The sequence below is a fragment of the Streptococcus sp. 1032 genome, from assembly GCF_013277015.1.
In the GTDB taxonomy this organism is placed as follows: domain Bacteria; phylum Bacillota; class Bacilli; order Lactobacillales; family Streptococcaceae; genus Streptococcus.
In genome coordinates, this window is sequence record NZ_VMMD01000016.1 from 36,925 (window position 1) to 45,839 (window position 8,915).

Here is an 8,915-nt window from a genome sequence, read left to right on the forward strand (position 1 = left end):
TTTGTAAAACAAAAGGGACAGACCTTTGACCTATCCCCTCCTCATACAAGAAATCTATGCTACCATAATAAACCTTTTTTTGTGAGACTTCAAGATGTCTTTTGTCTCATCTTTTATTTATCAAATCATAGACTAATACAAAAAGAAAAACGAACGGTAAAAAAATAAATCGCAGTCCTTCAGCAAGGATGTCTAATACATCTCTTTTTGTATGATCAAAAAAAATGACTAAAATAATTAGGGTAAAAAAATAAACAACTAGATATCCTAGAAATAATCTCAATGTTCCATCCTTCAACTATACCAATTTTATCCCTCACTTTCACATATCTTATATTTTGTTAAACTCGCTCTAAATCTCAAACCCTTACTAATCATAGGTTTTAAAGAGTTTCATTTTTTCAGTTTATGCTTAACTCATTATGTGAAAGTAATATCTAAAAAAATTAAATGACAAAGTTCCGTAAAGCATCATCAAGCTCTGCTTGTTCTATCCCTATGTATCTCAAGGTTATTGCAGGTGATGAGTGATTGAACATTTTCTGTAATGTCCCTACGTCCTTTGTCTTGTTGTAATATTTATAGCCGAATGTCTTGCGCATTGTATGTGTGCCGACATTATCAATGCCAAGCTCTTCAGCAGCCTCGTGAATAATTTGATAGGCTCTCTCACGAGTGATTGCTTTATTTTTCCCTTGCCTACTCTTGAATAGAAAATGATGGAATGGTTTATCTTCGACATATCTTCTCATTTCTTTCTTGAGTTCTTTTGTCATCCGCCTTGTTATCTGCTTGCCAGTCTTCCGTTCTCTCAGCTTGATGTGCCAGCCTTGAACATCTTTAACTTTTAAAGTGAGGATATCTCCAACTCTCAATCCAGTATTCAGACCTGTGATGAATAGCATATAATACATCTCATTCCATTCTCTGAGATAATCTTTCATAGCTTGTATATCATCGTTCTCTTTTATCGGTGATACAAATTCCATAACTGCCTCCTTTCTACAAAACAAAAAGCCAGCTGGTTGCTGACTCATGATGTTCCTCTGTTAAACAACTTTTCTGGAAAAAATAGGATGACTCCAACATGTGATTTGTGTTTTTGTTTCAGAAGTTCATGCTATCATAATAGACCTTTTTTTGTGAGACTTCAAGATGTCTTTTGTCTCAATCTTATTTACAACTCACCTTTCAAAATAGCGTACTGCTCTAGGATAATCCTTCTACGTCGATAGATTGTAGCTTTGCTCATGAATTTCTGTTCTGCTATTTCTTCCCATCTCAGTTGAGGATATCTCCAACGTAAATTAAAGATTTCTTTGTCTTCATCAACTAGATTGCTTAAGAGTTTGTTAATAATCCCTTTAAATCCTTCAAGAAATTTTAAAGTCGGATCATCTGCGATTCTGATTGCTATAGTTTCGGTAGGTTTGCTTATTCCTACAGTAGGTCCGCTTTGAGTATCTGGGTTTCTGGTTTCTAATTCTAGCCTTCTTAAGTCTATTGTGCGTTGAATGTTTTGAAATTTGAAAAGTTCTCTGTCTAACGTTTTGAGTTCTTCGTCGCTCAATTTTTTCAATTTCCACCTCCAAGTTTTTAAAAAATGTAAACAAGTTATCAAACATTTGAGAGAAAGCCTTTCGAATATTAGAAAATGCCTGGTTAATCATTTTAGCTATAGCTTCAATTTCTTCAGTACTTAATTTCCGTAGTTGTTTTTCTAATTCTCTTTGCTTTTCTTGTATCTGCCGTTTAGCTATCTTCTTCTTAATTCTTTTGTTCATTGAGTCTTATTTCCTTTCTTGGATCTCAATCCCAAAAAACGTACAGATATCTTCTAATGCGTATTTAGAAATACTACTGCCTGTTTCCCACTTGGCTATCGTATCTCTGTGATACCCTAATTTAATGGCTAAATCACTTTGAGTCAATCCCAACTCGCATCGCTTTCTTTTTAGCATTTCGGCAAGAGGAGTTGTCTTTTTTCTCAAAAACATACGAGGGTCAAGATTCAATTTTTCGCAAATAACAAACATATCTCCATCTTGCGGTTGTGCTTTTCCACTCTCCCAATGACAAATCGCTTCTGGGGTAACTCCAAAGATTTTAGCAGCCTCAACTTTCTTTAGACCTCTGGCTTTTCGCCACAATCTCAATTGTTCTGGAAAAGTCTTAGCGTATTCACTCATGCTCCATTTCTTCGATAAGCCAGTCGAGATTTTTTCTGGCTTTTTTAGGTCTTCAAGACCGTTTTTCTCTTTGTAGCGAAGTAAATACTCTACCGCACTGCACCAGCGATGCGCTTCCATTTCTGCTTTGCCTTTGATAAAATTCCTCGTAACATCCTTCACTTCGAGACCATAAGTCCCGATGTAGTGGTTTGGTTTATTTATGTTGTCTGTCATGCTAAATCCTCCTCTTTGACAAACGAGCCATCAATCCAACGACCCTTGCGGTCTTTGATTTCTTGGTAAGCCAGTTCAAAGCATTCTTCGAAGCTATAACCAAGTGCTTTGCTGATTGATTTTAACCAGTAGATTGTACGTGACAGATATAATTCAAGAATGCCATTGTCACCAAAATCTTGACATAACTGAAATTCGCTTATATTTTGATTTAAAAAACCAAAACATGTCATTATATCTCTATCATATCCTGATGTTTTAAAAATCTTATGCACATCTACCTTAATCAGCAAGGCCAGACCAACAATCACGACCGCACAATCCCCAATGCTGTCCTTGGTCAGTTTCTCATTCTTCTTGAGATAGCCTGCACAGAGTTCACCAAACTCTTCGCTTAGTTTCAAAGACTGCTTATCCAGTCGTCCACCGTTCTCTAAATCACGGTCAATAAACCATTGTTTTACTTTTTCTAGTGTGTTCATGATAATTCCTATCTTTTCGTTAATCTTGGTAAAATTTCATTCACGATGAATATATAATTAGGTGCAAGAGTTATTTTTAAAACAATTGCAACAACTAGTGTTATCAAGCTTGCGCTCGATGAAATGCAACTAACTTTTATTGGTAGTTTAAGTTCCTTTCTTTTCCGTTCAATGCGTTCTAATTTAATTTCTTCTTCGGTTTTACCTTTACATTCGTACGTGTAGACAAAACCACCATCATAAGTGAAATATATGATAGTTAAAACTGCTAAAACCACTGATGAGACAACCAGTATTGCAATCGAAATAGTTTGAAAAAGACTGAAGATATCATAAAACATCTTTTCTTTAACGATTGCTTCGTAAACCTGCGGTGCATTCCCTTTAAATGTTGTAAGCAAAGAACTTACTTCGTCAACTGTCATATTTAGCATTTTTGCTAAAGCTTGTAAAATATCGTCCATTATAATAAAACCTCATCTCCTATCTTCACCTTGTCATACACGTCCTTCGTAACCACGAACACGCCATAGTCACGAATCGTAAGCGTGTATAGCTTCCCGTGTCGTCCTTTTTCGACGACCTTGCCAAAAATCTCAGCGCCTGCGTTATCAGCATTATAGATAACAATCGGCTTCTTCTCTTCCAAATCTCGAATCCTGTCCATCTGCCAAATATTTAATCCAGCAGATAGCAGAATCCAGATTGCGATAAAACGTTTCATTCTGTAATCTCCTTATAAAGTAAAGTCATATCAAAACCACTCTCGATAAATCTGTATGTGAGTTCTTTGTTAACTCCATTTCCTAAGTGATTATAAACCACATCTACATTAATATTTGAACCTAAATATTTTTCTAAACGTGTGCGATTATCTACATAAAAGTCGATATTTCGCTTTTGTTGTTGATAAGGTCTAGCTTTGGATATATCCCTAGTACACCACATTAGTACCTTTGAAATGACATCATTCTTTGTCAAACAATCTCTTAAAGAAAAGTATGTGTTTGTTTTTGGGATGAGAATAAGTTCTAATTGTCTGTTTATAAATGAGTCGGGAAAATAACTCATAAGCTTTTTCAATTCTTCAAAGACTTCATTATTCATCACTCAACCTCTTTAACTTCCACGCCAGGGCAATCGAACACCCAGCCGAAACCAGCTTCTTCTAGTTGTTTGCGAGTAAAATTTGTAGCTAGTCCGCCCATAGAGAAGAATAGTTTCTTATCCATAGCATTATAATATAGCGGTTGTTTTGTTGCTTTCGTCACTACTGTATACCGCTTCTCTTTCTCGACCTCGTAGCCGAAAATCCAAGCAAGTGCGAAGAGTTCGGAATTATCCCAATACCATTCTGCAACTATGTCAGACATGCTTGCGTCTATTGAGTAGGACAGTGTATGACCCAGTTTTTTCTGTTTTTCGATAAAATCCGCCACAAACTCCGGAACTTTGACCGGTTTGGGTTCGTCTAGTTGTTTCAAGTCTCTTAGAACGGTTTTTAGAATAGTTTTTCCGCTAACAATACCTACAACACATTCAACCGCTTCGTACTTCTTAATCAATGACTTAATATTCATCTTAGTTTCCTCCGTAAATCAAATAAACTGCAATAACTACCTGAGCCATGCTTGGCGAATAGCCAACCCAATCATCAAACTCCTTAGATTTTGGCAACCAATCCTTAGTAGCTCCCAAATCATAGTCTGTAGGCTTTTCATCAGCGAAGATGCATTCCATCGCTCCCATAAATGTCATACCATCTTCTGCCATTTCCCAAAAATAGTCCACCCGGTCTTTCACTGCTTGTGGTAAATCTTGCTTGGGAGGTTTGACCTTCCCGTCTTCTACCGTCCAGTTGTATACTGCATTAACTTTTTGCTTTAAATCTTCCATCATCTTCCAACTCCTCATTATATTTTTCTACCAATTCATGCAACCACGACCAAGGTTCAGTTTCTTCAACGATTGGGTCAACCTCTCTTTCTTGCAACCAAGCTGAGAAGTTAACCACATTATCAATGTAGATTGTGTCGTAATCGCCCCAATCCCAAACCGTTAAATAAATTTCTGTTTCAGTTCCATTTTCATCTTCAACCGTTATTGAACCATTTTCAACCCACGCTGTACCAAAACACAATTCGCAAGTGCCAGTCTGTTCTTCCTGAAAATCTGAATGGTATTCTATCACTTTATATTTCATCTTCTAAAAATCTTTCAATAGCTTCTCTATAGGAGACTTTCACCAGACCGTCTAAGTCGTTCAGGGCTTCGATATAGTCTGGACGACCTTGCCCATACTGCTTTTTCAAAAACTCAACAAAGAGATGAATTTCCTGATAGGTTACTCCAATCATATTTATCACCTCCTGCTAAAACGGAAAATCATCTTCCTCAAGAGTATATCCTGGCATTTGTTCCTCAATATTCGAACGGTTAGCTGTATCATCACGCTTTTCAAGTCGCTCAAAACCATCTGCGACCACCTCGGTCAGATAGACCCTGCGCCCCTCCTGATTCTCATAGTTCCTTGTCTGGATGCGCCCCGTCACACCGACCAGATTGCCTTTCTTGCACCATTCTGCGAATAGCTCCGCCTGCTTGCGCCACATCATGCAGTTGATGAAGTCCGCCTCTCGCTCGCCGTTGGCTCCCTTGAAATTCCGATTAACTGCCAGAGTAAAGGTAGCAACCGCCACATTCGACGGCGTATATTTCAATTCAGGGTCTTTCGTCAAGCGACCCACTAACGTAACATTATTGATCATCTTTCTTTTCCTTTCCAGTCACACATTCCACGACTGAGTAACCGATAAATAAGCACAGAAAAGTTATTACAAATTCTTTAATAAGTTCAATCATTTTCTTCTCCTCCTGAAAAAGTCGCTAAATAGTAACAATCCTTAGCACCGTAGTCAAACCGTGTCGTCCGCTGACCAATGTGCTTCTGAAACCTTGGATGAGTGATAGCCGAGAAAGCCCATTGATGGTCTTCCATCTGCTCAATGAGATCATCTACATTGTCAAACGTCCCAAGGTAAAACTTGCAGTGCCCGTTGTAGACGAAGTAAAGCTCTAACATCACTCCACCTCAACGGGATAAAAATTCCCAAAGGAACCCCTCAATGCCTTACCAACCTGTACGGCTGCCGCCCGAGAAACAAACCGCATGGCTTTCTTCTCCTCAGAACATGAAATGTCCAAGCCAGTCACTCCAATAACTGCGGACATCAGAAAGGGCTTATCCTCTCGTGTCCCATGCTTTAAAATAAACATCAGCCACCTCCGTTCTAAAAATATTGCTTCCGCTTGTTTGTCAAGTCGTTGAAAACCATCAAATGGTCTTTATCCACCCCCTTCATCAGTCTGGACATAAAGGGTCTGCCATATCTTTTCTGAATATCAGCAGAAGTCAAATTGGTGGTAATGATTGTATTTGAACGCTTATTCAAGATATTGTAGAGAATAGTAAATGACCATTCGCTATCCTTCTCCATGCCCAAATCATCCAAAACCAAGAACTTAGCGCTAGCAATCTTATTGACCAGAAACTCTTCCTGACTAAAATCAGCTTTAATCTTCATCAGTAAGTCCGTCACATTGATAAATATAGCAATCTCTTTCGTGTACTCAGATAGAGCCTTAACCATAGCAAAAGCCAAATGGCTCTTACCTGTTCCAGCTTCTCCTTGTAACACGATGTTGTTCCTAGCACCCTCAGACCACTCACGACAAATCCTCTTTGCAAAAGCTAGCTTTTCCGCTTCTTTTTCAGTGGGTGTCTCAAAGTTGTCCAAAGTCGCATTTTTCAAAACTTCATCATAAAGAGAGAACTTTTCAAGATAGTATTTCCTCTCTCGCTCATTCTCAGCATTAGCCAGTTCATTCACTCTTTCCTGATTTTCTTCATGAATCCGCTCAGATTCACACATGCGACATACAACACTCTCAGTCCTCAATATCTTTATCAAGGGAATGTTATGCTTTTCGCAAAACTCTTCTTGCTGTTCTGTATTCCTGTGATAAGATAAGGCAACTTCCTCAAACACATTGTCTACCATGACAGACGACCTCCACATTCATGCCAGCTAGCCATTTCAGACAAGCATGCAACCACTTGATGAATTGGTTGGTCTGCTAAAAGAGTTTTCTTCTCGTAGCTTAACGGATAATAGTCAATCTCGAATTGTTCAATTAGTTCTAGTATCCCCATTCGTCCTTGGCCTCCTGTTCTTCTTTCTTATCCTTATTCTTTTTCTCTGATTGACGAACCTGCTCAACAGTCGTAATATTGTTCATCTGCCAATTTCTTAAAATCCCACCTATATATTTGATGTTCGGCTTTCCTGAGTTAATAGCAGTCTTCAGTGCTTCTTTCACCAAATCCACATCATTCTCATTTAGGAGATGGTTGATTTCTTCAATCTCAAATCCAGATAAGAGCCTACGAAATTCAGATTGAAAAAGTTCTAAGATATTTTCTTGACCACCACTACTATTAGTAGTAGTTATTCTTTTCTTATTCTTATCTTTATCTAATCTATTCTTATTCTTATCTTTATCTTCTTCTAGTGCGTTACCGTCCGTTACTGTAACGTTACCTGTAACGTTACCAAGAGCAAGATTTTTCTGTTTTTTACGGTATTTGGCTACACGGTTGCGTGTCTGTTCCTTGATTTTCTCCATTCCGTCAACGTTTTGATGTTTTTCCCAATTTGGCAAGCTAATGATACCATCGATAATCTCAATCATCCCAAACTGTTCAAAAACTCCAATAGCCATTCTTACTGTATTCAATGGTCTACGAAAAATAGTAGCTAACATTTCATCTGTATAGTGAACCTTATCAGTCATCATCAACAAACCATTACTGTTATGTTTTCCAGCAAGTGTCAAAATCTTGAACCATATCACTAAGATGGCATCAGGATCAGGCAAGGCATCAATCAGGCAAATCTTTTCATCGTCAAAAATATCCGTTGTGATTTTTATCCACTTGATTTCAGACATACCGAGCCCCCCACTTCCTGCGATTCGCACGGTACTTCATCCGCATATCCTCATAAATGTACCTGCCTTCTAACTCTAGTTTTTCAAGCTTGAGCAGACGATTTTGAGAGATCACATCATGATAGTCTTTTGTTAGTTTTTCAAAGTCCTTAACAATTTTTTCATAGTCCTTGGTTAATTTTTCATAGTCAGTTATGTATTCTTTGACTAATAATAGATTTTTATGATCATATTCCCAAATAGTAACAGCATGTCTTATATCTGATCCCCTTTCTATCGCTTCTTTGATATACATAATCTGGTCATCCAGCCATTGAATCAATCTTTCCATTTCCTGACCTCCTCATTTCAAAAATCTGATTGCAGACTGTTTAGGTTCTGGCAAAGCTAATGGCTCAGGGCGTAAGCCTACAGGCGGTTCGTTGTCGTACGTAAAGCCTTTGAACTCTCTGCGAATATTCTTGCGAATTTCTTGCCATTTTTCCTCTCTACCACGTTCGTATGCATGGTTGTACCCTTGGATAATCATAGACGCAAATTCTTGCTCTTCTCGTCTTTCTTCTTCCTTGCGTTTTTCCTGCAATTTGATATGACGGCAAAGCCCTGCAAATCCAAGCAGCAAGGCTCCAACCCCCATCAGCTGGTCTAAAATCGGTGGTTCAAACATTTTTTAATCTCCTTATCCTCTTTTTATGCTATAATATAGTCAAATAATTTTGCTAAGACCTTGTCCAGAAGCCTTTTAGTAAAGTTATTATATTTGATTAGAGAGCCATTCTTTGATGGCTCTTTTTGACCATTTCTTACCAGGTAATTCCTTTGGAAATCCCTTTAAGTAACGATAATTATCTGAAAATGTGGCATACTTAATTCCTAGAAAATCACAGGTAGTGTTCACATCCATCAACTCTGGATAGTGATCACTATCTTTTTCTATTTCGACCAGCCTTGTGATTGTGTCCTTGATAATGGATTTAATCCATTCAGATAGTGAAAGTAGAACATTGTCCATCTTCTT

Annotated in this window: 19 protein-coding genes and 1 pseudogene; all 20 read right to left on the reverse strand. The window is 38.0% G+C overall.

Going from position 1 to position 8,915, the window contains the following annotated elements:
* Nucleotides 1–446: 446 nt before the first annotated feature.
* The 20 genes and pseudogenes from HT711_RS06070 to HT711_RS06165 all read right to left on the reverse strand — a co-directional run bounded on the left by HT711_RS06070 (nt 447) and on the right by HT711_RS06165 (nt 8,909).
* A complete protein-coding gene (locus HT711_RS06070) occupies nt 447–989 on the reverse strand; it encodes a site-specific integrase (RefSeq protein ID WP_173249854.1) in 543 nt (180 codons plus the stop codon).
* 188 nt (nt 990–1,177) lie between these two features.
* On the reverse strand, nt 1,178–1,579 hold the full coding sequence (locus HT711_RS06075; protein ID WP_173249855.1) for a transcriptional regulator: 402 nt from the start codon (nt 1,577–1,579) through the stop codon (nt 1,178–1,180).
* 211 nt (nt 1,580–1,790) lie between these two features.
* Complete coding sequence (locus HT711_RS06080; protein WP_173249856.1) at nt 1,791–2,189, reverse strand: helix-turn-helix transcriptional regulator; 399 nt, start codon at nt 2,187–2,189, stop codon at nt 1,791–1,793.
* Nucleotides 2,182–2,405: pseudogene (locus HT711_RS06085) on the reverse strand (DUF3310 domain-containing protein). Before HT711_RS06085 ends, HT711_RS06080 begins: the two are co-directional and overlap by 8 nt.
* Nucleotides 2,402–2,887: a MazG-like family protein gene (locus HT711_RS06090; protein ID WP_173249857.1), complete on the reverse strand. Its 486-nt coding sequence runs from the start codon at nt 2,885–2,887 to the stop codon at nt 2,402–2,404. The pseudogene HT711_RS06085 and the gene HT711_RS06090 overlap by 4 nt, the downstream one beginning before the upstream one ends.
* Nucleotides 2,888–2,895: 8 nt before the next feature.
* On the reverse strand, nt 2,896–3,351 hold the full coding sequence (locus HT711_RS06095) for a hypothetical protein (RefSeq protein ID WP_173249858.1): 456 nt from the start codon (nt 3,349–3,351) through the stop codon (nt 2,896–2,898).
* On the reverse strand, nt 3,351–3,611 hold the full coding sequence (locus tag HT711_RS06100; protein ID WP_173249859.1) for a DUF1372 family protein: 261 nt from the start codon (nt 3,609–3,611) through the stop codon (nt 3,351–3,353). The genes HT711_RS06095 and HT711_RS06100 overlap by 1 nt, the downstream gene beginning before the upstream one ends.
* Complete coding sequence (locus tag HT711_RS06105) at nt 3,608–3,994, reverse strand: hypothetical protein (RefSeq protein WP_173249860.1); 387 nt, start codon at nt 3,992–3,994, stop codon at nt 3,608–3,610. Before HT711_RS06105 ends, HT711_RS06100 begins: the two co-directional genes overlap by 4 nt.
* Nucleotides 3,994–4,467 carry a DUF1642 domain-containing protein gene (locus HT711_RS06110; RefSeq protein WP_173249861.1) on the reverse strand — a complete coding sequence of 158 codons (474 nt, stop codon included), beginning with the start codon at nt 4,465–4,467 and terminating at the stop codon, nt 3,994–3,996. Before HT711_RS06110 ends, HT711_RS06105 begins: the two co-directional genes overlap by 1 nt.
* A 1-nt stretch (nt 4,468) precedes the next feature.
* The gene (locus tag HT711_RS06115; RefSeq protein ID WP_173249862.1) at nt 4,469–4,786 is read right to left on the reverse strand and encodes a hypothetical protein; all 318 of its coding nucleotides are present in this window, start codon (nt 4,784–4,786) and stop codon (nt 4,469–4,471) included.
* Nucleotides 4,758–5,090, reverse strand: a complete 333-nt coding sequence (locus HT711_RS06120; RefSeq protein WP_173249863.1) for a hypothetical protein — start codon at nt 5,088–5,090, stop codon at nt 4,758–4,760. Before HT711_RS06120 ends, HT711_RS06115 begins: the two co-directional genes overlap by 29 nt.
* Nucleotides 5,080–5,244: a hypothetical protein gene (locus tag HT711_RS06125; RefSeq protein WP_173249864.1), complete on the reverse strand. Its 165-nt coding sequence runs from the start codon at nt 5,242–5,244 to the stop codon at nt 5,080–5,082. The genes HT711_RS06120 and HT711_RS06125 overlap by 11 nt, the downstream gene beginning before the upstream one ends.
* Nucleotides 5,245–5,259: 15 nt before the next feature.
* Nucleotides 5,260–5,655, reverse strand: coding sequence for a single-stranded DNA-binding protein (gene ssb, locus HT711_RS06130; protein WP_173249865.1), 396 nt, complete (start codon nt 5,653–5,655; stop codon nt 5,260–5,262).
* Between the two features lie 86 nt (nt 5,656–5,741).
* Complete coding sequence (locus HT711_RS06135) at nt 5,742–5,969, reverse strand: hypothetical protein (RefSeq protein ID WP_050231352.1); 228 nt, start codon at nt 5,967–5,969, stop codon at nt 5,742–5,744.
* Complete coding sequence (locus tag HT711_RS06140; RefSeq protein WP_173249866.1) at nt 5,969–6,163, reverse strand: hypothetical protein; 195 nt, start codon at nt 6,161–6,163, stop codon at nt 5,969–5,971. The genes HT711_RS06135 and HT711_RS06140 overlap by 1 nt, the downstream gene beginning before the upstream one ends.
* Nucleotides 6,164–6,177: 14 nt before the next feature.
* Nucleotides 6,178–6,948 carry an ATP-binding protein gene (locus HT711_RS06145; RefSeq protein WP_173249867.1) on the reverse strand — a complete coding sequence of 257 codons (771 nt, stop codon included), beginning with the start codon at nt 6,946–6,948 and terminating at the stop codon, nt 6,178–6,180.
* A gap of 139 nt (nt 6,949–7,087) precedes the next feature.
* A complete protein-coding gene (locus HT711_RS06150) occupies nt 7,088–7,897 on the reverse strand; it encodes a phage replisome organizer N-terminal domain-containing protein (protein ID WP_173249868.1) in 810 nt (269 codons plus the stop codon).
* Nucleotides 7,890–8,228, reverse strand: coding sequence for a hypothetical protein (locus HT711_RS06155; RefSeq protein WP_173249869.1), 339 nt, complete (start codon nt 8,226–8,228; stop codon nt 7,890–7,892). The genes HT711_RS06150 and HT711_RS06155 overlap by 8 nt, the downstream gene beginning before the upstream one ends.
* A 12-nt stretch (nt 8,229–8,240) precedes the next feature.
* On the reverse strand, nt 8,241–8,564 hold the full coding sequence (locus HT711_RS06160; protein WP_173249870.1) for a hypothetical protein: 324 nt from the start codon (nt 8,562–8,564) through the stop codon (nt 8,241–8,243).
* 87 nt (nt 8,565–8,651) lie between these two features.
* Complete coding sequence (locus tag HT711_RS06165; protein WP_000370958.1) at nt 8,652–8,909, reverse strand: hypothetical protein; 258 nt, start codon at nt 8,907–8,909, stop codon at nt 8,652–8,654.
* Between the last annotated feature and the right edge of the window lie 6 nt (nt 8,910–8,915).

What these genes read in the sequence shown, in the direction of transcription:
- HT711_RS06070 (WP_173249854.1), bottom strand. Translation starts at nt 989, where the DNA reads ATGGAATTTGTATCACCGATAAAAGAGAACGATGATATACAAGCTATG.
- HT711_RS06080 (WP_173249856.1), bottom strand. Translation starts at nt 2,189, where the DNA reads ATGAGTGAATACGCTAAGACTTTTCCAGAACAATTGAGATTGTGGCGA.
- HT711_RS06090 (WP_173249857.1), bottom strand. Translation starts at nt 2,887, where the DNA reads ATGAACACACTAGAAAAAGTAAAACAATGGTTTATTGACCGTGATTTA.
- HT711_RS06095 (WP_173249858.1), bottom strand. Translation starts at nt 3,351, where the DNA reads ATGGACGATATTTTACAAGCTTTAGCAAAAATGCTAAATATGACAGTT.
- HT711_RS06100 (WP_173249859.1), bottom strand. Translation starts at nt 3,611, where the DNA reads ATGAAACGTTTTATCGCAATCTGGATTCTGCTATCTGCTGGATTAAAT.
- HT711_RS06105 (WP_173249860.1), bottom strand. Translation starts at nt 3,994, where the DNA reads ATGAATAATGAAGTCTTTGAAGAATTGAAAAAGCTTATGAGTTATTTT.
- HT711_RS06110 (WP_173249861.1), bottom strand. Translation starts at nt 4,467, where the DNA reads ATGAATATTAAGTCATTGATTAAGAAGTACGAAGCGGTTGAATGTGTT.
- HT711_RS06115 (WP_173249862.1), bottom strand. Translation starts at nt 4,786, where the DNA reads ATGATGGAAGATTTAAAGCAAAAAGTTAATGCAGTATACAACTGGACG.
- HT711_RS06120 (WP_173249863.1), bottom strand. Translation starts at nt 5,090, where the DNA reads ATGAAATATAAAGTGATAGAATACCATTCAGATTTTCAGGAAGAACAG.
- HT711_RS06125 (WP_173249864.1), bottom strand. Translation starts at nt 5,244, where the DNA reads ATGATTGGAGTAACCTATCAGGAAATTCATCTCTTTGTTGAGTTTTTG.
- ssb (WP_173249865.1), bottom strand. Translation starts at nt 5,655, where the DNA reads ATGATCAATAATGTTACGTTAGTGGGTCGCTTGACGAAAGACCCTGAA.
- HT711_RS06135 (WP_050231352.1), bottom strand. Translation starts at nt 5,969, where the DNA reads ATGTTAGAGCTTTACTTCGTCTACAACGGGCACTGCAAGTTTTACCTT.
- HT711_RS06140 (WP_173249866.1), bottom strand. Translation starts at nt 6,163, where the DNA reads ATGTTTATTTTAAAGCATGGGACACGAGAGGATAAGCCCTTTCTGATG.
- HT711_RS06145 (WP_173249867.1), bottom strand. Translation starts at nt 6,948, where the DNA reads ATGGTAGACAATGTGTTTGAGGAAGTTGCCTTATCTTATCACAGGAAT.
- HT711_RS06150 (WP_173249868.1), bottom strand. Translation starts at nt 7,897, where the DNA reads ATGTCTGAAATCAAGTGGATAAAAATCACAACGGATATTTTTGACGAT.
- HT711_RS06155 (WP_173249869.1), bottom strand. Translation starts at nt 8,228, where the DNA reads ATGGAAAGATTGATTCAATGGCTGGATGACCAGATTATGTATATCAAA.
- HT711_RS06160 (WP_173249870.1), bottom strand. Translation starts at nt 8,564, where the DNA reads ATGTTTGAACCACCGATTTTAGACCAGCTGATGGGGGTTGGAGCCTTG.
- HT711_RS06165 (WP_000370958.1), bottom strand. Translation starts at nt 8,909, where the DNA reads ATGGACAATGTTCTACTTTCACTATCTGAATGGATTAAATCCATTATC.